Source organism: Endozoicomonas sp. G2_1, assembly GCF_017744155.1.
Classification (GTDB): Bacteria; Pseudomonadota; Gammaproteobacteria; order Enterobacterales; family Alteromonadaceae; genus JAGHQT01.
Window position 1 is genome coordinate 11785 of the sequence record NZ_JAGHQT010000026.1, and the last position, 21363, is coordinate 33147.

Sequence of the window (21363 nt, forward strand, 5' to 3'; positions counted from 1 at the left end):
CCAGTCCCTACCATAGTCTGAAAGTAACATTATGAAGGCGACAACTACTATAAAAACACTAAAATTAAATTTTACGACGTTGGCTGCTGATGCTTCAACAACTCACCGCGGCAATGGAGTACAGTTTACATTGTCTAGCTCAGCAATATGGCTTGTTAGGCCCTAGATTTTTCTACAGTACAACAGGGCCACATACGGCTGCATATTATTGTGAGGAAGCCCTTTCCCTGTCGGTTCTGACATCCTGCGTTTTTTTATAATATTACCAGTATCATCCCCTTCTTTAGTGGCATAATCAGCGGCTTTTTTAGCTTGATCGTAATAGTGCCAATCATCGTGGTAATGCGAGTGTGCCGGAATATTGTCGTTTACTAAAATTGTTCTCTCTTCGCCCGCAAATTCTTCCAACGTTTTCGGCGTAAGATTATATCCAGTGCCTGAACCAACTATTACCCTGCCTTTTGCCAGTTCATAAGGCTCCCAATTCTCGGGACAATCAACGAGTCTAAAAGCAACTACAGCACCGCTTGGTAAATTGGGGCCTGCTATTTCACTTCTAAGAGTTCTCACTTGGGTAACAGCCGACTCAGCAACTGACGACGCTTTATTTAAATCATTTTTCTGAGAATAAATAACACCTATGGTCGAGCAAATGGCAACCAACACCGAAACTGTACCGGATATGAGAGAGACTTTTACATTTTCACTCATTTCAGTTCCTTGACTTTTTATGTTCAGGTCTAACACCCGCTCAAGGGCAAACACCTAACCTAGCTAAAATTTAGAAGCGCAGTGACAGAAACCAAGTTTTAATCATTCCGTTAAAGCACTCATTATATTTTATTACTCTATCAACGCCTTATAGTAAACAGCAATATCGGCTTCTTTACCCAGTGCAATTCGCTTAGCAACATTTGCTACAGGCCAAAAAATTGCTTGGTTGTTATCTTGTTTACCGATTGCCCAATATTTAACGCCATTTATATAAACATCGCCCCAGATTACGGATGAGTGGTTTTTTCTGTAAGTTTCGCCAATGTAAAAACCAAACATTTTTTCATAAGCTGTTCTATCTTCATCAGACATACCTTTCTCGCGAATATAGTTACTTAAATTGTCAAGTATTGGCTCGAGTTTTAAGACGCTATCATTTGAATAGTCTAGCTCAATATTGAAGCTCTTTTTTACAAAATCTATACAATCCAACGAATATGCTTCCGCTACAGCTTGCACGCGCTCATCCGGTATCAGTTTTAACAAAAGTTCATCATTTTTAGCAATCGATGATGAGCTAAAAATGAATGTAGATACGATCCCAATTATTTTTTTAATCATAGTATTTCCCTAAAATATAACACCGCAATAAACAGTAACATAACCAACTAAATTAATGAGTACTACTGCAAGAAAAGAAACTAGTACAAGGTAAGTGTTCAATATCAGCACCTGTATAGCTTGGAAGTTTTGCAATGCCTGACCCAATGCAACTGTAGAGTTGAAATAAGAGGTGATGACGAGATGCAACAAACGTAATAAAGATTACCTAACATCGCTTAGCTAAAATTTAATGACACATCGACAAGAGCTAAATTGTACTTATCCCGCTAAAGCACTAGTTGTGTTTTTCAACTAACTTACTAAACGTGAAAAACAGTGTTAAGAACAAAAATAAATTTGAAAATACATTGTAATATCGCATTCCACCAAGAGGCTGCATAAGTAAATTAAATATAGATAATTTATCGAGGATGAAAAACACGAAAATAGTAGCCAATAAATACGAGTATATGTAATGCCTTTGATGACCCAATCTATATATTACAATTGAGCACAATAAGGTAAACACAGCTATTAATGGCAACTGAGTCCATATGATTAAAAAGATGGTTTCTATTGTTCGGTTTAAGCCATCTTTCCCGAACAAAAATATAGTTAAATCTGCATATAGTAAAACCCAACTTTCATTTACAATTGTTAGCCAATCACCATTTAGGAAAATAGAAGTAAAAACTCCGAGAATCACTACCAATACTTTCAATTTTCACTATCCTTGAGAAAAACACAGAGCCCCAATTAGGGATCTATAAATGCTTGGTTAAACTAAATAGCCGAGTTGGAATCTAAATAAACTATAACAGTCCCACCTTCAACGGCTTGTTAGGTGTAAAACACACCTATTTTAAAAGCCATGTAACTAACAAATATACTAAAAAAATACGCTACAGCAATAAATGTCTTATTTTGAGCTGGTTTAAAACGATGAAAAACAAGAACGACACATACCTATAATGACATAGCAATAGAATTGCCAAACATGAACATTTGACTTTTCATGCCTGTAAAATGAAAACCGTGCTCAGCGATTAATGCGTCGCTTAGTCTTCCGGGTAGGCACATAACACAATTGTGATACCTAAATCCGCAGCACTTTTTAACAATGGCGGCTCCAAATAAATGTTCATATTAATACTACCGACACTAAACCATCCTACAAAGTACTCAACTGTGCCACCTGAAGAACGTATTTTCTCAAAAAAGGATTTATGTTTTTCAAGCTCTGCATTTTTTGAAGAAATAAAGTCTTCGAATAACACAAATTCAGCATCGAGTCTGTCGCCATGACATAAATCCAAACTCCAACGCATATCTTCATAAGTTCCACTGAGGATCCGGCCATGCTTTGTAACCCGAAGATCTCCAACATTATGTAATGAAGTTGGTTGAATTGATAGTTGCTCAGTAATCATCTCAACCTCCATATTGGGATGAGATATATTTAATGAAACACAAAATTTATAGTCTGGCACTGACCATTCCTAGAAAAAACGCTAAATAAACTGATAAATAGGTAATTGCCTATTTATGTACTGCTAATATTGTACATTGCTAATTCTTTTTTAGTTACACGGCGAATAGAAAGTAAAATCAAAGCACCAATAATATTAAAAAACGGTACTATATTAATAACCGTTAAAACGGTTAACTGGGTTAGTTTGCGGTTGACGATCGCCGTATGTTGCCAACAAGAGAACCCCAGCCACAACCCAGCAACCGCAAGCTGGGCTGTTGTACCGCTAATTGCCTGACCATCAAAGGCTTGTCTTACAACACTTACAATGACTAGCAATGTCAGAAGCCACATCAATACTAAATAGAGCTTTCTCCAGAAATTCAAGTTTGAAAATGAAGGTATAAAGTCTTGTTTAACCGATAAATCAGATTTAGGGGCTGCATATGGAGAAGTGTCTGTTGTCATAATAATTCCTGACAGTTATTGAGTTTAAAAAGTTAAAAAACGTGCGTATAAATTGAGACCAAAGCTCGGCCAAAATCAGAGATGACGAAGCACAAACCAAGTATTTTGTATCACAGTGCGTAACTCGTTAAGGTACCTTTTTAATTAACTTAAGAAATCTACCTTGAACATACTTCTTAAAAATACTACCCATTACTGCGTAATACTGCTCAACGTTACCACTGTCAATGCTATCTGCTATTTGCGAAACTTCAGGGATAAGCGCTGCACCTTTATCTCTAATTAAAATAACAGCTGGGTCATTTGATTTCGGATATTCTTCAGGTTCTAACTCTTCATATTGATTTAGCAGCATACAAAGAATGTAAACTAAAACAGCCTCACGTATGAAAACGTCATCTATTCCAAGCACAACACCTTTGGGCTCAACGACTTTTAGTTCTATAAGATCCCAACAGCTGCAACCGTCAAATAACCAATATGACGTTTGACCACAAGAAAATTCACCGTCCTCGATCAGTTGATAGTAAAAGAAGCTTGCATGCATCATTGCTTCCCTTCCAAGTTTGAAATTAGATTGATTGACAATCACTGAATTTTCCTCAGTAGCCTAACGCTTGTTACAACGCTTTCGTTGCCCCTATTACACCTGCTTTTTCATGCCCCATAACAATGACCAAAGTAACAGCAAAACACAACCAAACAAAGCAGAGTATAGGGGCATCTGAAAAAAGCTGAGGTTCATAAGCCTCTGCCCTTCATGAACTGTGCGATTAGCTATAAAAAGCCCTATAGAACAGAGTGAGCACCACGGAACAAAAGCTACCAACAAGCGAGTTACTAGTGTACCAGTTGCATATCTAAATTGGATAACTACAACCATAGCAGGGACAATTAATAGTCCGCCAAACCAAAACAACATAGAACTAAAACCAAGCAAATGAAATGCAAGAATAACGATAACTGACAAGATAATATTTTGTAGATTACGACTAATAATCAAATTTAAACTTCCATCCAGCACAACGCCACGTTAAACATCTAATAACCATTGGCTGTAGCTGTATGTTGCAGCCAGACCGAGCCAAGCTTTAATAGCCCCGAGTTATCGGCTTGTTAACCATTAATGAATCCACATTAAACCGTGTTTATTACGAACAGCTATTTCAACCCCATTTCTAAACTTTATCAAAGCCCTATAAGTTTCTTGATAACTTTCTTCAGTTTCATAGAGTTCCAAGTCTTTAATTTGAAACCATTTGTCAAACCTACTTTTAAATACGCCAAAGCTCAAATCATTTAATAAGCCCAGTAACTCTGGGATTTGTGCGCTAGAAAAGGCAAAATTATCATTGCAACTATCCATGCTTATAGCACTGTGTTCTTTTATGTTAAACCATGTTTGAAACAAAGAGCCTGCGCCGAATACTATTTCATCTGTGCCGTTTAAAAGGTAATGATAAAGCTCAACATTTTTATGGGTAACAACTGGGTTAATCATTTCAACTGGCTCGATGGGCCAGTCCTTCAACACCTGCGCTTTATTAGAAAGTAAACGAGAATATTTGCTCACAAAACCAGTATTAATTTCTGGTTTTTCTCCCTCGATAAACGAAAAAAGTGATTCTGGGTGTCTTTTAATAAATTCAATTTGACTATCATTCAAGGCAAATATGCTCATATAAAGTGCCAAAAAGATCTCCTATTTATCAATAATGTCCATATAAGGGACTAACGAGGTTTGACTAAATGATTACAGCGAACTTCCTGTTAGGGCACTGATAAACGGTTGGCTAAAATGTGTAGCGAAGCAAAACTGAGTCAAGCTCTAGTAATCCCAACAAAAGCAGGTTGTTGAGTTTATTTTCGCTATTTCCATATCGTAAACTTACCTTTTAACGCACAAATAACAAAGTACACCGCAACTATAACCAAAACAATAGGGTACAAGTTCCAACACTCGTTATATGTTTCAGGAAAGTAATGTTCATTTATTGCATTGACAATAGATTTTTCGATTGAAAGCACAATCAAAACAACAGAAATAAGTATTGAAATTATCCGTTTGGTAATTTTGGACATCATTATCTTTGAGGTAAGCATAACGCCCAAACATTGGACAGCTCAAATTAAATCAAGAGCTAAGCTTTATTTACCCCATTTATGCGCTTATTAGTAATATTGCCTCCAGTTATCTAAGAATAAAAAAACGTATTCAGGATGATTTTATCAACTGGATCGTAATACATAATAATATCGAAATCAGCCTTCAAAGATATTAATTTATTATTTTTATCGTAGTAACTAAGGTCAGTAGGATCTAATTTTCCAATGTATCTAAACTTTCTACCATTTTCAGTTATTGGATAATCTATATTATTTGTCGGCTCTGTCATTGACGGAAAGCGTCCATCTATATACTTGAATGCCTCGTTACTATTTTTAAAACGCTTTAGCACTTCGTGTAATTTATTTGAATCGTTAAAATATTTTTCTCTAATTTTTATATAGTTACATTCAAATTCAAGTAATTCTCTGTCTAGGTCAGCTGGCAATTGATCTAAATAATCGACAACCCCAGAGAATTCATTTTTATACTCTGGATGATACTGAATATATTCTTTTTGAAAGAACCTATAGTCTGGCTCCAATGAACATTTATTGTTTTCAAGTTTATAGGCAAGCCAATTAACTCGGCTGTAATAGGTATGATATTTAGTCGTCTCCAACCCTATGTGATCAAATGGCTCAAAAGGCAATATAAAATGCACCAAACCAGATAATTCGGGATAGAGTTCTTGTAAATCAATACTTAACAAAGGAAAAAGAAGCTCAGCATGTTTTTCTATATCTCTCGAAAATACGTCTTTAGCGTTGGGTAACAATTTAGAGTTTTTCATAACATCGACCTAGAATATCGCTAACACCTTGATAATAAAAGGAAAAAATCTAACTAAACTTACGAAGCAAAACCTACATAACATTAGCAGTCCCATTTGAACCACTCTTGATGCATTAGCAAACACCACCGAGATCCAATTTACCTCTATTGATATCAATACTGAATGAGCATTCATATACATTTTTAGTAAAATAAAAGGAGCAGCTAAAGTTTTCAGCTCTTTTCTCAAAGTGGTCTTCGCCACAATAGCTAATTTGAGGCTCAATTTTCATAGCTTCATATGTGCTCTTAGCAGCATCACCTGATAGGCTCAAGTAAAGATGCGAGTTAGATATTAATGGTTCTTCGAGATCGGCTTGCGGTGCTGAAGATATATGAAATAAACCAGCAAGCTTCTGAAAAGGTGAGCCGGCTATAGCAATTGTTCCATAGAATAATAAACAAAACAGAAGTATACGCATCACTTTCCCCAAGACATAACGCCCTATTAACGGGCAAACAATGAGTTTAGCTAAAACTAGGAATACAACAACTAGAACTAGACTTAAATGGTTCCGTTGAAGTGCCCGTGATATGCTTTCTACAGACTATAGAAAGCGGCTTCCATTTCTTTTACAAACTTATCTGACCTAGCATAACCTAAAGAAGGTTTATAAAACTCAAACTGTTGCTTGGTTAGCAATTTAGGCAAATGAGGCCAGTACTGTTTATTTCGCCCAATATCTTCGAGAAAACCACACAATACTGCCTGATGCGGTGTATCTTCATACTTAGTACTAACACACCACGAAAAATACTGCTTTACGTGTTTAATATATTCACAGTCACCATTATTTAATGCATCAAGTAAGCTATTTTCAATATAGCTCCAAACCTCTCCAGGGCCACTTGATTCCTCGATATCTTGTTTAATTTTGGGAAATAAATCAATTGCGATTCTACGCCAAGCACTCATAGCTGTCCTAGCACATAATGCCCCAACAAGGGGCTTTTTTCAGCTTGCTACCATCTGAGGGAAAACGAAACAGCAAACAGTCCCGCTTTAGTTATCTACTATATACCGTTTACTCGATAATTTTAAAATTTACATTAGCTGATGCTAAAGACTCGACTCGATTAATTTGTCAGTTGCGCAATTAAAAGCACAAAGGCGGGAATCAAGCTTTATTTAGCCGCTAAAGCAATAATTAGAAGCTCCTACTCAGAGACTAAAAACCGTTGTACTTGGTAAAAGCATTCGTCATCATATACTTCAGAACTCCAATCTACTTTTATCTGGGTAGGAAACCCATATTTTTCATTATATTTAATGCTATATGATGAAGCTTTTGCAAATATCTTTGGTAACAAATCAAACAACTCATTGATAGTTATAGTTCTTTCTCTGCCTTTAAATTTTTCAATACCATCTGAAACTGTGATATCCGATGTGGCTGTGTACATACAACCGTACCAAATTGAATAAGAATAATTTGGAGGCTCTACCTTACTCCATAAAACTCGATTTAGTTTCGATATTTCTTGTTGTTCTTCGACAAACGCAGACTTTGATGCGGTACCCCCTACAAACCAAGCACCAAACACAAGAACAACTGTAATACCAAGAACAAAAATAATGGCATAGGGACTTCTAGAGTCAAAAATTTTAAAGTACCTCTAACGCCCTGTTGAAGGGCTGATAAATGTTTGGCTAAAATTGTATAGCGAAGCGAAACCACGCCAAGCTTTAGCAAGTCGACTTTATTGGCTTATTATATTTACACATTTGACTCAAAGTAAGGATTACCTTCATCATCAGTGATACAGGAGTAAAACTCATTAACAAATCGATTAACCTCTTCTGGATCATCTTGATTTTCTAGGTATTTACGCCAATTACTTTCTTCCATGCAACCACTAATTTGTGACTTTACAGCCGCGATGCACTCTTTGTCTTCCTCACCACATAAATCTACTAGAGAAAACTCCAAGGTCTTTCTAAAGGCAAATTCCTCTACTTGAGCTTCACTGCAAGACCATAAAAATATTGACAAAAAGAATATCAAGAAAACTCTCATTAATTATCCATACACATATAACGCCCAACATGGCACCACGCATACTTGGCTATACGTTGCGAGGAACGAGCGTCCGCCAAGCTTTAGACGCCCATTTTATGCCCTTGTTATGTGTTTGTCGGCCAGTTAACCGTTACGCCATTTTTACTTCCAAACAAGCTATCAATTACATTATGTTCATGGCTTGAAACTTTTAGTAAAAATTGTTTACTACCAACTTGTAGACCTGAGGTACAAGAGATTCGGGCAATATTCGGGTAATTAGAGTTTATCAACTCTATAAATCCATCTTCGATTTTCCGATAAATGAACTCACCTAAATTGAAAAGCTCTAGCATTAGCACCTCATCTTCACTTTCTCCGGTCATAGAATGGGGAATAAACAAACAATTTGGAATGTTTGAATCCAAATTGAAGTCTATATGTCCAAGTAGAACGTTACTTTTACTATAAATCCAAACTGGCACTCTATCTCCAACGTCTAACGCCCCAATAAGGGGCTGATAATGCTTGGCTATACTTGTGTAGCGAAGCGAAACCGAGCCAAACATTAGCAACCCCGCTTAAACAGCTTATTATATTTTATATTTGTTATTTGTCTCGTAAGCTTCTATCCATTCATTTACAACAAACCAATTTTCACCATACTTTTGCAATTGCCTCAATATTTCATCAAAAGTCAAATGTTCTGCCCACTTAAACCCATAAACAGCAACTGATTTAAAACACTTTTCAAACTGTTTATATGCCTCTTTCTCAGAAACGATCTCAACTCCACGGTTAGTAATAAACTCCTGTACTGTCACCCTATTTGGTACCGCTTTAGAGAAAATGGAAGTAAAAGCTTTTTTCTTAACACCACCGTAATAAATGGGACAATGAGAATTTGAGAACCCTTTTCCGTCATTGATATAGTGCCATTCTTTATCGTCAAAATTAGATTCGATGTAGCCTTTAAGTTTAAGCGGATTAATTTTCATAGGGCCATCTGCATGTTTCATAGGCTTCATTGGTGCTATATCTTTAGTTTTGATATAAGAATTAAAAATTAAAGTTATGTATTTCGTATCGAAATGCTGAGAAGAATTATGATTTTGTAAAACAAAAGCTAACATGTAATCTTCCCCTACATAATACCAATCACCTTTGGTATTGCTCTTGAACCCTAGAGGCTCTATGTATTTCTTTCCTAAATCATTACTTAGTTGATAAAATTCTGATGCATTCATAATAAAATATAATACCCTAATAAAAGGCTGATAATCCTTGTCTATGCTTTTGCAGCAAAGCAAAACTGAGTCAAGCTATAGAAGTCTCACTTTTAACTGTTTGTTAGTTTTTCTTTACTTCTTTTAGTTCATTAATAGCATATGACTCTTTAATCAATGCAAAACCATAACTGCCAGAAATCGATATTACACGACCATAAATACCAGCATCCTGTAACTCAGCAGACAAACGGACAAAGTAGTTTTTATTTGCATCAAATTTGTACTCAATGTTCATTTCATCAGCACGCCAGTTAGACATAAAAGCACCTTTTTTAACCGTAAGCTTATGAATACCTGGAGATAAAGTAATCACTTCGTAACCGCCATTACTAAGATCAAAGCGATCTACTCCATCCACTTGAATTGTTGGAGCCGCAGCACCGTCTAACATTGCCCAAGGTCTATAAATATAAATTTTTGCCTGGTTTGTATCTAAACGTTCAAGTTCAGTGAACTTAGGCCCTGTGGCATTGCATGCCAAAAGAAGAAACGAGGTAGACATTATAATGATTATTTTATTGAACATTTACGCCAATCCTGTGTGAAATACTAACGCCATAATTTAGGGGCTGATAAATGCTTGGCTAAACTGTGTAGCGAGGCGAAACCGAGCCAAGCTTTAGCAGTCCCACTTTATTGGCTTGTTATGTTTTTATACTCACTATTCGATGTCAGCCTTAATAACTATATTTTCGTTGCTATTTGTTTTGTCTGGTAATACCAAAGGCCCTTTTGAATAAAAGTTATTCTTTAACTCAAAAACACCATCAACAGAAAAATTGGGGTGCTCCTTTAGATGTACTTTAAAGAAAATATTCTCTGAATCAGCGCACATCAATGTAACATCGTATATTTCGGAATTAATATCATTAAAAGATTCAATAATAGCTTTTGCAGACCAAGTGCTATCATATTTTTTAATTGATAGATAATTAACCAATACAACTGAAAATGGCTGTTCAGCATTTTCAGTAATAGCTTTATACCTATCCCCCCTCAAATATTCACACTTCTTATCAGTACATGCGGACAACAAAAACAATATTAGGGCTAATAAGGTAATTTTCATGCTAAAAACATAACGCCTTGTTAAGGGGCTGATAAATGTTTGGCTATACTTGTGGAGAGAAGCGAAACCGAGCCAAACTTTAGCAGTCCCGCTTGAACAGCTTGTTATGTGGTCACATTCAACCCTTAAACTGCTCTTTTTTCAATAGTTCAGGATCTCTGAAAATTATTAATTCAGGGAAGTTAATTTTGTTTTCCAAATAATTACTTCTAGATTCATTGATTTTGTTATATAAAATACCAATGTCATCAAAGGTAACCGGTAAATTACCGATATTTGTTTGAAAAACTTCCGTAAGATCTTCGGAATATCCCGAGTATTCACAATAATCCTCAACAAAACACCTGACTTCGTTTATAAAGAATTTCGAAGACAGAATACCCTTCATTTCTCGAAGAACAAACTCGCTAAAAGATATTTTTCCTAACTTTAACTTAGAATATTTATCTTCACCGATATATTTATCAAAGTATGTTTGGTCTAAGAAGTTGTTGGTTTTTGCCCAATCAAGAAGAAAAACAACTAAAGGAGAAAAGTCTAATATCGATAGTGCCCTGTTGTTCAATACTGATAACATCGCAGCATGAAACTCATATTCCTCAAGATCAATTATGTCCATATAGGCCACCTAACGCCCGCTTAACGGGCAACCAAAGCTTATTTAATTCGGTTTTAGATAACTTTGCTATACCGATAAACGGATTCGGTTTTGCCTTTTCATTGTAATAGTTTACATCTTCAGAAATTATATTAAATTCTAACTCTATTGATTCGCTACTGTGAACTTTAAGCTCAAGGTGAGCTTCAACTTCACAGGCATGAAAAGAAGTATAAACATATACATTTGGTGGTTCATCATTAGGATTCGTCGAGATGTTTATACTTTGGTTGTCCAACCCATTAGGTAGAGGAAAGCCATCAACTGCAAAAAGGTATGAGTCAGGAAAAGCATCTTCATCTAAGGCTTTTGCTTCTATTGATAAATATAGCTTTCCATCTGAGATAGAAAATCCACTTTTGCAATGGCTAAATTTAATATCTTCATCTTGATGCTTTAATATGAACATGAAACTCCCTTTGCGCCTAACGCATGGATAAGCGGCGAGTAATGCTGGGCTAAACTTAGCGACGGAGGAGCGCGAGCCCAGCGTTACGCCCGCCCTCGATGCACTCGTTAGGTAATCGAAACACCCCTGTCTGCCAACTGTGATAAAAATGCCTCAGGGTTATCAAGTGAGATTACTGCTTTAGATCTTTTTTTAGTGATGAAATAACGCCCTTTAAACTTGATAGGTTGATTGAACTCTATAACTATATTTTTGCTTGTACCTAATGGTGAAATAAAGAAATCAAATGGATTTGGCGTATCGGTGTAATTTAACTTCCTAGCTAATGTTATATCTGCAAAAGAAATTTCAGCATCCCAAGCTAGCCCAAACTTATAACTTAAATTTGTTTCAGTTAATTGAATGGACCTTAAACGTACAGCATGTACTTGCGCTAAGTAATAAATTACTGACCAAATGGTAAGCGTAGAAACAAACCAAGCAGCAAGAAAGTTTACCTCTTTTTCGACAATAAAATGAATGAAAGGCAATGTAGGTATCTGTGCTACCGCCACCACCCAAAAAATATCTCTGGCGTTGCTAGATTTAGCATAACTGAATGAGTTCACATTATCAGTGTGCTCTTCAGGGAAATTTTTAGCGAAGAAAGCATAAAATATTACGAACAACTCGTTTTTAATTAGTTGATATAGTTGCCTATTTTTTAATGCATCTTTTAGCGTGCTTTCGAGAGCAGAATGGATAGTTGTGAAATGATGTTTATTGCTTAGAAAATGATTTAAGGCTTTATTCAACCGAACAGTATCAAAAAGTAACGCAATTGCTGCTAATCCAAGCGCAATAGCCAATTCTAAATTTTTAAAAGCCGAAAAATAAAATAAAGACAGTCCAGTAGCAAAACAACAAACTAGAACTATTTTCGTTTTTCCGAAAACGGAATTGTAGTGTGAAATCACTCCAAACCTCATTGATTACCTAACGCCCCAACAAGGGGCTGATAAATGCTTGGCTAAACTGTGTAGCGAAGCGGAACCTAGCCAAGCTTTCGCAGCCCCACCTTTAACAACTTGTTATTTTTTACAACAACATTCGCTAAATAAGTTACCACAACTAAACCTAAAACAAATATAGATGAACCATACCAAGGTATTGACCCCGTTTTATCCAGTATAAAAACTTTTAAGGCCAAATACTTCATCAAAGGTAAAGCAATAAAAATTGTTACGAGTAAAACCGACGCCCCAAGCGGCTCGCTTATGATATTTATTAGCCACCCCCCAAAGAACAGAAGTAACAGCCCTATTGGCCAAAATTTCTTTAGTAATTCGAGTAGTCGACTCATCTAATACACATAACGCCGCAATAAACGGCAAGTAAATGCTTGGCTAAAATTAGTGATGAACGAACGCCAGCCAAGCATTAGACGTCCATTTGATGCCCTTGTTAGCATTATTTGTCAGCCAATTTATTTATACTTTGCTGAATTATTTCCTCAGAATTAGGGCTTAAACAATACCCCTTAATAACTGAGATTAAATTTACAAGTTTCCCCATCCTACTCTCTTTTTCTGGACTCATTGTTTGTCCTGCCATCGGAGGCCTAGGTAACTGTTTTGATGACAACCACTTCAATGAGGCTGAAAAATGATAACTAGTACCATCTTCTCCTAAATTAAAACGTTTGGCATGTCGAGTTTTACTAAGCTCATTGATCCAAACATTTTCGATGTTGTCTACCACTAATTTAGACAAAACCGTACGACATTTTTTAATTGGATTAGGTTGGTACTCTTCTCTGTCAACAGTCCAATAGCGAGTTTCAGCCTCTAAGTATGAAACATAGTATGAGTCAGCAGACTTTTCTATATATAAAACGGATTCTGGATAGAACGACGGGATTACAAACACTTTTAAAATTACATCTCGCGAAAACGCAACGTGAAAAGCTTTAGTTACATATTGATGATACTCGATAGAGGAAATTCCACTCCCATAAATCGAATCTTCTGGGTACAAATGATCTTGAGAAAAAATAGGTAAAGATAAAAACAATAAAATTGCGATGCTAAATATTTTCACAACACCTCCCTTGTAATGCTAACGCCCCAATAAGGGGCTGATAAATGCTTGGCTAAACTGTGTAGCGAAGCGGAACCTAGCAAAGCTTTCGCAGTCCCGCTTTATTAGCTTGTTATGTAACGCCTTAACTTATTTATGTTTAGATAGCACAGCTTTAATTTGACTACTAATATTTTTAGCATTCTGGCAAGCAGGATCTTGAATTCCATTTTTACAACCAATTTCAAGGACATCTAAAGCTTTGTCAAAATCTCTTTTAACTCCTTTACCTTGAGCTAAATAAGCTCCATACATCGTACAGCCCCAAGCATCACCTTGAGAACAACTAAGTTCAAAAGTTTTAACTGCACAATTTAGAGAAGACTCACCGTTATACTTAATTAAACCTGAAGCTCTATTTGTACACGCATTAACCAAACCTAATTTACAAGATTTTGAAAATAAAGCTTCAGAATGATATTCACTGCCTGTTTTACCTTGAGCGTAATTTGCTAGCGAAGAACAATAGTTGGCATCACCATCATTACAACGCTTTAAGCATGACATAGGATTAGCAGCGCAATAATCAATATGATCTTTATAAGGTATACCTAATTTGGGGAATAACTCTGAAGGACATTGAGAAACTAGATCTTGATAACTTTTATCCGAATCAATTTCCCTAATAACTTCATCTAGATTCAATTTTTCAGCGAATACACTAATAGAAAAAAAGATTAATAAGAATACATACTTCATAGGTTACTCATCGTTGCATAACGCCCCATTAAGGGGCAAATAATTAGCTTAGCTAAAATTAGGAGCGCAGCGACGAGAGCTAAGCTTTATTTGTCCCGTTGAAGCGCTTGTTATATTTTAAATTCCATTAGAGCTTTAAAGAACAACACCTTGAATTTTATAGGCTATTTGCCTCAAATGCCTCCCTATTAGAGTAGGAAGTATTCCCTCGAATTAGTCCTTTATATGAACTAAATATAAGCAGGCCACTTTTATGATATATCTTGGTTTCTATCAATTTTGAATTCCTGAAACCTTCATATTCAGAAGTCCAAACGCCATTCTCGAAGTATGTTTTTACTTTCTTATCTTTGCCTGAGGCCGATTTATATGTGCATGTACCCAACTTGAACTCACATTCTTTAAAAGTGCTAAGGTAATTTAGATCACTGGAGGAGTCATATTTACGATAAGCTATCCTATTCTTGAGAATTATCTGACGTCCCGTTTTTTCTATATCCCCTTCAGATTCGATGAAATGTTCAAATATTGTTGAACCACGATCTTCATTTTTGAATCTATAAAATTCTCTGTCTAAGCTAAAGCTTCCGTCTCGACTAAAGTAGCTTCTAACATTAAAACCCCAAACAGGTGGAAAGCTATACGTTGTAATATCACCTTTCTTTAAGTCTTCAGGCGCTAGGATTTCACCCTGATATTTAGCTTTTATATCATTAATTAGTGCTCTTTCGTCTATGGGTAAAACCACACTAGAACAGCCAGATATAAATAAAACAAGAACAAAACTTAATATGCTTTTTGAATGTAACATTAGAGACCTAAAAATATAACGCCCTGTTAAGGGGCTGATAAATGTTTGGCAAAAATGTGAAGCGAAGCGAAGCGAAACCGAGCCAAACTTTAGCAGCTTGTTAGTGCTACTTATCAAAAGGTACCTCTTCAATAACACTAGACCAACCTATTTTTTGCATACAACTCCAACGATTTTTATTAAACTTGTTATATTCTTTAAGTAACTCTTTTTCTGTATTAGTGAAGTTAAGGTCGCTTTTTACCCCTTTAAATACAGTATCCCTTGCATTCAAAGATGATGCACGTTCAAGAAACACAATAATTTCATCTTTATCTGTTGAAATTTTACTTCCTATTTTTACACCTTTTTTATACGTTAATTCAGAGCACTTTTTAAAGTCTAAATCGTATAACTCATTTTTAGTTTGCTCCTTGCCATGTTCAGAAACTATTCTTCCTTTTTCTGGGTGTTTCGTAACAGCAAGATATTTTACTTTAGGTGGACTAAAATCCCTTGGTGTACTGTTACAACCTAAAACTAAAAATATCAATGAAACCGAAATTACAGCTTTCAATTAAACTCTCCTATATATTCTTGTAGCACTAACGCCCTGTTAAGGGGCTTTTTAATAGTTTGCCAAAATATGGAGCGGAGCGAAACTCGGCAAACAGTAAAAAGTCCCGCTTGAACAGCTTGTTATACGGATTTTGCACAATCTTCTGTTCGGTAATAAATAACAAACTCGTTGTTAACAACTTTAAAAGAGGTATTGGAAGCTTTTGATATTTTAAGAGTTTCCTTATTATTGTTGGAATCACTACTTAAAGTTAGTGTATTTCCTTCCAGCAACCATGTACCAGTGCTAGGTAGAATATCTGCATGATATAAATTACTTCCTGGAGACATTGGCCCGTGCTCAGTATATTCACATTCATAAGTTCCATTTTTATAAAATTGGCAGTCGTGCAAATAAGTACCTTCGCCGCTTTGCACTTTTGAATGCCAGTTCCCAATGATGTAACTATCATCAACCGTTGCACTATTTATATTTGGATCTTCACAAAGTAATGTATTTTCTTTTGTACTCACACATGCGCTAAGAATCAAAGATAATAATACCAACGAGGAATACCTGACCATTACTACTCCGTATAACGCCCACTTAACGGGCAAATAATTAGCTTAGCTAAATTAAGAGCACAGCGACGAGAGCTAAGCTTTATCTATCCCGTTGAAGCACTTGTTATAAGGCGCTTACCTGATATCTATAGTTTGAAATGTAGGTAAGCTTAACTCGTAATTTACTACATGTTGACTTTTAGGGTAATCACCTGCGAGTGAAAATATTTCAAAGTGTTCAACCAAGCCATCCTTTGAAATATTTACAGTAACTAAAGCGCCGCTTTCAAGTTGGCTTGATTTAATCAATGGCCCCTCAAGGTAGTCGTTCTTTTTGAGTATATTGTTTTTACACTCGACAGGAATAGCAAAACTAACGAACACCCCGCCACCATTAGTAAATTCTCTTTCTGTTACAACAGCAAGTGAAAGCTGCTTTTTAAATTCGAAGGCGTATTCGGAGCAGTTTTGAATGAACCAATTAAAGATAGACACTTCTATTTGCTGTAATCCTTCCATCTGCTTACGCCTTATAACGCCCTGTTAAGGGGCTGATAATGTTTGGCTAAACTTGTGTAGCGAAGCGGAACCGAGCCAAGCTTTAGCAGTCCCGCTTTATTGGCTTGTTAGCATTACTTTTTAGCCAAGTTATCCACTTGACCACTTAACTTAAAGCCGTAAATAAAAGTAGGTAGCCCCCAAATAGCTATTACCCAACCCGAAAAATCAGGATACATAAAAGCTAGTGTAGCCAATAACATACCTGAAACAAATGAAATCTTCATATAGTTTGTAAAGTGTTGAATATTTAATTTGTAAAATTTAAAAGCAGGATCGAAGTTAAAAAGTAAAATAGCAATAATTGAGGCGACAAGAGAATACGTTGCAAATCCACTATTTAGTAAAATCACAGGCAGCATTAAACAGCCACTTGTATAAGGAAAGAATCTAGCATGTTGTCTTTTAGAGTAGGTTTGCACTCGAATCCTATTGTAATGCTAACGCCCGTATCAAGCGCAGCTTTTAGCTGTCGCATTGGATACGCTTGTTATATTTTTGGATTTCCATTCAAGCTCTTCACACGCAATTACAATATCCTTTGGGCGAAGCTCATGGCTTCTACCAAGCAATATAGATATATTGCCACCAATATGTTTATCAAGGTCTTCCACTACTTGAGAGCAGAACATTTTATCAAGATCAGTTAACAAGAACTTTGGTGCGTTAATTTTCTCCAAGAATTTATTCGTCTGCCTAACTGTTCCAGTAGACTTCGCAAATGGAATACCAACAAAGTTTGAAAAAACAGACAATAGAAGCAGAGTATAAGAATGCTCTACGCTTTCATTTAAATAGTATAAAAAAATTGCACCTGATAAACAGAGTAATGAAAGGAAAGTAAAGATGTTATGAAAAATATGTGGCGCTCCTGAATATGCCGCTCGTAAGTGGCCATATTTGAGCTTCCTATTGATTAACTCTGTGCTTTTATTATTCAAAATATCAATTTGTTTTTCTGATAAAGCAACAGGCCTTTCGAGTAGCAACAATTCTTTGTCTCGTTCTAAGATTTCATCTATGTTGATAGGCTTAATTCCATCTGGAGTTGCTTCCAAGATTTCTTGTTCATTGAGGGCTATACCAACATGACTCCAAGTCCCGAAGGTAGCAAATTTGATAAATTTATTGTTCTTGGTAGCTATAATGTCACCAGCTTTCATTGATACCTCTTAGAAAATATAACGCCGCCAGCAGGGGCTGAAAAACCGGAGCGAAGTGACGGTTTTTTGGTCCCTCTGACTGGCCTTGTTATGAGTTTATTAATCGATAGCGGCAAAATTCAAATTAGATACCATTGTTGTAATGTCTAGAGACTTTTTATGGCAAAACTGCTTTATCATTTCCCAAATGTTTGCTTCAGTACCCTGTAAGCAAACCCAAAATACAGCTTGTCCGTTATCCTGATGCTCCAGTGATAAAAAGCCAGCTCTTTCTATTTCTTGAAATACCTGCCTTAGATGAGTTTTATCCGCCTGAGTAACCCTTTCAATTTCATATGGGTCTACGAATATATTCTCAGTGTAACCCCCAAAAGAGTTTTGTTCATATTGAGTTCTGGCAAGTGATAGTGCGAATAGCTGCTTAGCGTCTGGAGATAATGCTGACAATTTAGAGATAGCTAAATTAAATGCATTTACATCTTCTTCTATGTGCTCAGGTTCGCGATCATCTTTACCATATAATTCGATGTATAAACTAGCTAAGGACTTAACAGTTGTGGCTGAGACTAAAGAAGTAACATCTGTAAGCGATGATTGCATCTGATGAATAAATCGCTCAATATTTGAGTAGATTTCTTCATGCTGCCTCTTAATTTCTTGCATTCTCCATACAGGATAGATTTGAACTTTATCTGTCTCAATATGGTGGTGGTAACACATTAGCATCAAGTTTTCATATGCCCGACGAGATTCATTTGTCATATTAGGATTGAATCGTTCACCTCCGGGTAAAGCTGCTTCTATATGACATATTTGTCCAACAAAATTACCTTCATTGTTAAACATAGGGTGACAGCAACCAGGGAAAGCACACTGATTACCAGACAATGAATATAAACGCCTCAACGTTTCGCCGAGAGGTTGTAATCTTTTTGGGGTTTCCAATATATAAATCCTTCTAATAAATGAAGCTAAAGCTCAGAGCTACAAGAACTCATAACGCCCGCTTAACGGGCAAATAATAGCTTAGCTAAAATTAGGAGCGCAGCGACGGGAGCTAAGCTTTATTTGTCCCATTAAAGCGCTTGTTAGAGTTACCTTTACTTAAATATCAAAGTCATCTTCAATTTTAGGTACATCATAATCTTCGATACCCAAATCAGACAAAGGAATACAAAACTCTTCAGCTTTTTGTTTTAAAATGAAAATTACATTCGAATAAGCAACTTGATATTCCTTGGCCTTTTCCTTGTCGATTCTTTTGTAAAACTTTAAGTTGTTGTTAATTTCCTTTTTTAGTGCCTTCGAAAAAGAAGCTAAACAATCATCTTCGAGTTTAATTTTATGCTTAGACATGTCCATGTAACTCTAACGCCCTGTTAAGGGGCTGATAAACGTTTGGCTAAAATGTAAAGCGAAGCGAAACCGAGCCAAACTTTAGCAGTCCCGCTTGAACAGCTTGTTATGTTGCTGACGTTAAAAAGCCAACCAAAACTAAAACAGCACTTAACACACCAAAAATATTGTAAAGTTTATGAAGTAGCTCTCGCCGATTTCTTAAGTAAGCAAGGTATGAACCAAAGCTTAAAACAATACTTAGAATTCCCAAGTTTACCAATATAGCCGAAAAACCTTTTACGACAACAGAGCCATCTCTAGTTCCCCAGATAGCTTGACCTGACATCGCATTTTCAAATGTCAAAAATAGTAACAATACAACTAGTAAAGCCACTATCAATAATCCAGTTCCGAAGATTAGAAATTTCCGCATATTCTACTTGCAACATAACGCCCAAATAATGGGCTAATAAAGTTTTGGCTAAAAAAGCGAGGCACGAGCAGAGCCAAGCTTTATTAGTCCCGTTAATTTGCTTGTTATATGAAATACACCTACAACAAACGCTAAACCATTTTAAAGGCACCGTTAGTTAGGCACCCAATTTACCTTTTGAGCTACCCACCAAAATCTGCCAAAAATAATAGCTTTGCCACATAAAGGTGATGCAATGCATAAAACGATTAGCAAACACTAAACTAGCTGAAAATGGTAAAAGCGGCAAAGCTTATTAGTACTGCACCAAAAACAGAATAGCGAAAAACAAAAATAAACTATGTCTTACGCTAAGATTATTTTAATTGGCATATAACGCTTAAATAAACGGCTAAAAATGCTTGGCTATACTTGTGAAGCGAAGCGAAACCGAGCCAAGATTTAGCAGTCCCACTTTATTGGCTTGTTAGGTATACTTTTCCCAACATTTACCACCTGCAATTTTTTGAATGTGGTTAATATTATTTTTAATAAATTCAATTGTTTCGGCTTTGCTTTCGGGAAGAGCGGGATCTTCATGGTATCCACTTCCACAATACCTAAAGCCTGCTTCCCAAAGCAACATTACAGATTGCCATTTATTTTTATGCGATTGTCTTGGCGCACGAAAGTTACGACCTAAAAAAGCCATTCTACGACCACAATTGGGACAAGTATGCACAAGCTTCGAATCAGCTTGCCAAGCAGTACCTGTATGTGACTCTTCAATTACACGTCTTTTGAATGCTACCCTACAATCAAAACATGCAAATTTGTGCAGAAATTCCATGTATACCTAACACCCTGTTAAGGGGCTGATAAATGTTTGGCTAAAATGTGAACCGAAGCGTAACCGAGCCAAACTTTAGCAGTCCCACTTGAACAGCTTGTTATATGCGCCGCACTTGAACACCAAACGCTACGCCATTTTGTGACCACCGTTAGCGTGGCACACAATTTAACTTTTGAGCTACCCACCAACACCTGCCAAAATTAATAGCTTTGCCACCTTTTATTTCTGCTGAAATGCAAATCAAGCAGAGAGCAACAGACTATCTGAAAAGACAAAAAACGGCAAAGCTTATTAGTATTGCGCCAAAACACTAATAGCGAAAAACACAAATACACCTTGTCTTAAGCTAAATTAAGATTTTCAAACATATAACGCCGCAATAAACGGCTAATAAAAGCAGGCTATACTTGGAGCGAACCGAACCAAGCCTGCTTTTATTAGTCCGCCTTTTAATTGCCTTGTTATATGCAAATACACTTACAACAAGTACAAATACCATATGATGGCACCGTTAGTTAGGCACCCTACTTGAACTTTTTGAGCTACCCACCCAAACTGGCCAAAGTAAAGAATCCACCTTCTAAAGAAGGTGGCTTTGCGTAAGCCCCCTAAACAAGGGGGCTGGGTTATCCTAGTAAATGTAATTGACGTTTCTCTTCTTGTTTCTCCATCTTGTCTTGATGCCGTA

Annotated in this window: 32 protein-coding genes; all 32 read right to left on the reverse strand. The window is 36.3% G+C overall.

All coding sequences use genetic code 11. The features are described 5' to 3' along the window. Window positions 1–162: 162 nt before the first annotated feature. Window positions 163–711 (reverse strand): hypothetical protein, encoded by a 549-nt coding sequence (locus J7384_RS18450; protein WP_209116023.1) that lies wholly within the window; start codon window positions 709–711, stop codon window positions 163–165. Window positions 712–843: 132 nt separating this feature from the next. Further along, window positions 844–1335 carry a hypothetical protein gene (locus J7384_RS18455; RefSeq protein WP_209116024.1) on the reverse strand — a complete coding sequence of 164 codons (492 nt, stop codon included), beginning with the start codon at window positions 1333–1335 and terminating at the stop codon, window positions 844–846. A gap of 1040 nt (window positions 1336–2375) precedes the next feature. Then, window positions 2376–2807 carry a hypothetical protein gene (locus J7384_RS18460; protein WP_209116025.1) on the reverse strand — a complete coding sequence of 144 codons (432 nt, stop codon included), beginning with the start codon at window positions 2805–2807 and terminating at the stop codon, window positions 2376–2378. 53 nt (window positions 2808–2860) lie between these two features. Next, window positions 2861–3256: a hypothetical protein gene (locus tag J7384_RS18465; RefSeq protein ID WP_209116026.1), complete on the reverse strand. Its 396-nt coding sequence runs from the start codon at window positions 3254–3256 to the stop codon at window positions 2861–2863. A 127-nt stretch (window positions 3257–3383) separates the two neighbouring features. Next, a complete protein-coding gene (locus J7384_RS18470; protein ID WP_209116027.1) occupies window positions 3384–3848 on the reverse strand; it encodes a hypothetical protein in 465 nt (154 codons plus the stop codon). Window positions 3849–3899: 51 nt separating this feature from the next. Beyond that, window positions 3900–4259: a hypothetical protein gene (locus tag J7384_RS18475; RefSeq protein WP_209116028.1), complete on the reverse strand. Its 360-nt coding sequence runs from the start codon at window positions 4257–4259 to the stop codon at window positions 3900–3902. 120 nt (window positions 4260–4379) lie between these two features. Beyond that, a complete protein-coding gene (locus J7384_RS18480; RefSeq protein WP_209116029.1) occupies window positions 4380–4949 on the reverse strand; it encodes a hypothetical protein in 570 nt (189 codons plus the stop codon). Between the two features lie 502 nt (window positions 4950–5451). After that, window positions 5452–6156, reverse strand: a complete 705-nt coding sequence (locus J7384_RS18485) for a hypothetical protein (protein ID WP_209116030.1) — start codon at window positions 6154–6156, stop codon at window positions 5452–5454. Window positions 6157–6271: 115 nt separating this feature from the next. Beyond that, window positions 6272–6619, reverse strand: coding sequence for a hypothetical protein (locus tag J7384_RS18490; protein ID WP_209116031.1), 348 nt, complete (start codon window positions 6617–6619; stop codon window positions 6272–6274). 119 nt (window positions 6620–6738) lie between these two features. Continuing rightward, complete coding sequence (locus J7384_RS18495) at window positions 6739–7113, reverse strand: hypothetical protein (RefSeq protein ID WP_209116032.1); 375 nt, start codon at window positions 7111–7113, stop codon at window positions 6739–6741. 242 nt (window positions 7114–7355) lie between these two features. Next, a complete protein-coding gene (locus J7384_RS18500; RefSeq protein WP_209116033.1) occupies window positions 7356–7742 on the reverse strand; it encodes a DUF6174 domain-containing protein in 387 nt (128 codons plus the stop codon). A 173-nt stretch (window positions 7743–7915) separates the two neighbouring features. Then, window positions 7916–8215 carry a hypothetical protein gene (locus J7384_RS18505; protein ID WP_209116034.1) on the reverse strand — a complete coding sequence of 100 codons (300 nt, stop codon included), beginning with the start codon at window positions 8213–8215 and terminating at the stop codon, window positions 7916–7918. 107 nt (window positions 8216–8322) lie between these two features. Beyond that, on the reverse strand, window positions 8323–8766 hold the full coding sequence (locus J7384_RS18510; protein WP_209116035.1) for a hypothetical protein: 444 nt from the start codon (window positions 8764–8766) through the stop codon (window positions 8323–8325). A 24-nt stretch (window positions 8767–8790) separates the two neighbouring features. Beyond that, window positions 8791–9444, reverse strand: coding sequence for a hypothetical protein (locus J7384_RS18515; RefSeq protein ID WP_209116036.1), 654 nt, complete (start codon window positions 9442–9444; stop codon window positions 8791–8793). A 103-nt stretch (window positions 9445–9547) separates the two neighbouring features. Further along, window positions 9548–10012 (reverse strand): DUF2846 domain-containing protein, encoded by a 465-nt coding sequence (locus J7384_RS18520; protein ID WP_209116037.1) that lies wholly within the window; start codon window positions 10010–10012, stop codon window positions 9548–9550. A gap of 135 nt (window positions 10013–10147) precedes the next feature. Further along, window positions 10148–10555, reverse strand: coding sequence for a hypothetical protein (locus tag J7384_RS18525; protein ID WP_209116038.1), 408 nt, complete (start codon window positions 10553–10555; stop codon window positions 10148–10150). Between the two features lie 118 nt (window positions 10556–10673). Beyond that, window positions 10674–11174 carry a hypothetical protein gene (locus J7384_RS18530; protein WP_209116039.1) on the reverse strand — a complete coding sequence of 167 codons (501 nt, stop codon included), beginning with the start codon at window positions 11172–11174 and terminating at the stop codon, window positions 10674–10676. After that, window positions 11161–11622 (reverse strand): hypothetical protein, encoded by a 462-nt coding sequence (locus tag J7384_RS18535; RefSeq protein ID WP_209116040.1) that lies wholly within the window; start codon window positions 11620–11622, stop codon window positions 11161–11163. The genes J7384_RS18530 and J7384_RS18535 overlap by 14 nt, the downstream gene beginning before the upstream one ends. A 107-nt stretch (window positions 11623–11729) precedes the next feature. Beyond that, entirely contained in the window at window positions 11730–12578 is an 849-nt protein-coding gene (locus J7384_RS18540) for a hypothetical protein (RefSeq protein WP_209116041.1), read from the reverse strand. Window positions 12579–12655: 77 nt separating this feature from the next. Then, entirely contained in the window at window positions 12656–12964 is a 309-nt protein-coding gene (locus J7384_RS18545) for a hypothetical protein (protein WP_209116042.1), read from the reverse strand. A 107-nt stretch (window positions 12965–13071) separates the two neighbouring features. After that, on the reverse strand, window positions 13072–13701 hold the full coding sequence (locus tag J7384_RS18550) for a hypothetical protein (RefSeq protein WP_209116043.1): 630 nt from the start codon (window positions 13699–13701) through the stop codon (window positions 13072–13074). A gap of 129 nt (window positions 13702–13830) precedes the next feature. Then, a complete protein-coding gene (locus J7384_RS18555) occupies window positions 13831–14439 on the reverse strand; it encodes a sel1 repeat family protein (protein WP_209116044.1) in 609 nt (202 codons plus the stop codon). Window positions 14440–14596: 157 nt separating this feature from the next. Further along, window positions 14597–15250, reverse strand: coding sequence for a hypothetical protein (locus J7384_RS18560; RefSeq protein ID WP_209116045.1), 654 nt, complete (start codon window positions 15248–15250; stop codon window positions 14597–14599). A gap of 106 nt (window positions 15251–15356) precedes the next feature. Continuing rightward, window positions 15357–15806, reverse strand: a complete 450-nt coding sequence (locus J7384_RS18565) for a hypothetical protein (RefSeq protein ID WP_209116046.1) — start codon at window positions 15804–15806, stop codon at window positions 15357–15359. A gap of 122 nt (window positions 15807–15928) precedes the next feature. Beyond that, the gene (locus tag J7384_RS18570) at window positions 15929–16321 is read right to left on the reverse strand and encodes a hypothetical protein (RefSeq protein WP_209116047.1); all 393 of its coding nucleotides are present in this window, start codon (window positions 16319–16321) and stop codon (window positions 15929–15931) included. A gap of 165 nt (window positions 16322–16486) precedes the next feature. Continuing rightward, complete coding sequence (locus J7384_RS18575; protein ID WP_209116048.1) at window positions 16487–16870, reverse strand: hypothetical protein; 384 nt, start codon at window positions 16868–16870, stop codon at window positions 16487–16489. Between the two features lie 113 nt (window positions 16871–16983). Beyond that, window positions 16984–17331, reverse strand: a complete 348-nt coding sequence (locus J7384_RS18580; protein ID WP_209116049.1) for a hypothetical protein — start codon at window positions 17329–17331, stop codon at window positions 16984–16986. 30 nt (window positions 17332–17361) lie between these two features. Continuing rightward, on the reverse strand, window positions 17362–18072 hold the full coding sequence (locus J7384_RS18585; RefSeq protein WP_209116050.1) for a hypothetical protein: 711 nt from the start codon (window positions 18070–18072) through the stop codon (window positions 17362–17364). Between the two features lie 99 nt (window positions 18073–18171). Continuing rightward, the gene (locus J7384_RS18590; RefSeq protein WP_209116051.1) at window positions 18172–19017 is read right to left on the reverse strand and encodes a hypothetical protein; all 846 of its coding nucleotides are present in this window, start codon (window positions 19015–19017) and stop codon (window positions 18172–18174) included. A 159-nt stretch (window positions 19018–19176) separates the two neighbouring features. Further along, complete coding sequence (locus tag J7384_RS18595; RefSeq protein ID WP_209116052.1) at window positions 19177–19428, reverse strand: hypothetical protein; 252 nt, start codon at window positions 19426–19428, stop codon at window positions 19177–19179. Window positions 19429–19534: 106 nt separating this feature from the next. Continuing rightward, window positions 19535–19804, reverse strand: a complete 270-nt coding sequence (locus tag J7384_RS18600) for a hypothetical protein (protein ID WP_209116053.1) — start codon at window positions 19802–19804, stop codon at window positions 19535–19537. Window positions 19805–20309: 505 nt separating this feature from the next. Continuing rightward, window positions 20310–20672 (reverse strand): hypothetical protein, encoded by a 363-nt coding sequence (locus J7384_RS18605; protein ID WP_209116054.1) that lies wholly within the window; start codon window positions 20670–20672, stop codon window positions 20310–20312. Window positions 20673–21363 lie beyond the last annotated feature (691 nt).

What these genes read in the sequence shown, in the direction of transcription:
- J7384_RS18485 (WP_209116030.1), bottom strand. Translation starts at nt 6,156, where the DNA reads ATGAAAAACTCTAAATTGTTACCCAACGCTAAAGACGTATTTTCGAGA.
- J7384_RS18520 (WP_209116037.1), bottom strand. Translation starts at nt 10,012, where the DNA reads ATGTTCAATAAAATAATCATTATAATGTCTACCTCGTTTCTTCTTTTG.
- J7384_RS18510 (WP_209116035.1), bottom strand. Translation starts at nt 8,766, where the DNA reads ATGTTTGGCTCGGTTTCGCTTCGCTACACAAGTATAGCCAAGCATTAT.
- J7384_RS18455 (WP_209116024.1), bottom strand. Translation starts at nt 1,335, where the DNA reads ATGATTAAAAAAATAATTGGGATCGTATCTACATTCATTTTTAGCTCA.
- J7384_RS18515 (WP_209116036.1), bottom strand. Translation starts at nt 9,444, where the DNA reads ATGAATGCATCAGAATTTTATCAACTAAGTAATGATTTAGGAAAGAAA.
- J7384_RS18545 (WP_209116042.1), bottom strand. Translation starts at nt 12,964, where the DNA reads ATGAGTCGACTACTCGAATTACTAAAGAAATTTTGGCCAATAGGGCTG.
- J7384_RS18605 (WP_209116054.1), bottom strand. Translation starts at nt 20,672, where the DNA reads ATGGAATTTCTGCACAAATTTGCATGTTTTGATTGTAGGGTAGCATTC.
- J7384_RS18530 (WP_209116039.1), bottom strand. Translation starts at nt 11,174, where the DNA reads ATGGACATAATTGATCTTGAGGAATATGAGTTTCATGCTGCGATGTTA.
- J7384_RS18555 (WP_209116044.1), bottom strand. Translation starts at nt 14,439, where the DNA reads ATGAAGTATGTATTCTTATTAATCTTTTTTTCTATTAGTGTATTCGCT.
- J7384_RS18525 (WP_209116038.1), bottom strand. Translation starts at nt 10,555, where the DNA reads ATGAAAATTACCTTATTAGCCCTAATATTGTTTTTGTTGTCCGCATGT.
- J7384_RS18465 (WP_209116026.1), bottom strand. Translation starts at nt 3,256, where the DNA reads ATGACAACAGACACTTCTCCATATGCAGCCCCTAAATCTGATTTATCG.
- J7384_RS18585 (WP_209116050.1), bottom strand. Translation starts at nt 18,072, where the DNA reads ATGAAAGCTGGTGACATTATAGCTACCAAGAACAATAAATTTATCAAA.
- J7384_RS18495 (WP_209116032.1), bottom strand. Translation starts at nt 7,113, where the DNA reads ATGAGTGCTTGGCGTAGAATCGCAATTGATTTATTTCCCAAAATTAAA.
- J7384_RS18535 (WP_209116040.1), bottom strand. Translation starts at nt 11,622, where the DNA reads ATGTTCATATTAAAGCATCAAGATGAAGATATTAAATTTAGCCATTGC.
- J7384_RS18490 (WP_209116031.1), bottom strand. Translation starts at nt 6,619, where the DNA reads ATGCGTATACTTCTGTTTTGTTTATTATTCTATGGAACAATTGCTATA.
- J7384_RS18505 (WP_209116034.1), bottom strand. Translation starts at nt 8,215, where the DNA reads ATGAGAGTTTTCTTGATATTCTTTTTGTCAATATTTTTATGGTCTTGC.
- J7384_RS18450 (WP_209116023.1), bottom strand. Translation starts at nt 711, where the DNA reads ATGAGTGAAAATGTAAAAGTCTCTCTCATATCCGGTACAGTTTCGGTG.
- J7384_RS18560 (WP_209116045.1), bottom strand. Translation starts at nt 15,250, where the DNA reads ATGTTACATTCAAAAAGCATATTAAGTTTTGTTCTTGTTTTATTTATA.
- J7384_RS18575 (WP_209116048.1), bottom strand. Translation starts at nt 16,870, where the DNA reads ATGGAAGGATTACAGCAAATAGAAGTGTCTATCTTTAATTGGTTCATT.
- J7384_RS18595 (WP_209116052.1), bottom strand. Translation starts at nt 19,428, where the DNA reads ATGTCTAAGCATAAAATTAAACTCGAAGATGATTGTTTAGCTTCTTTT.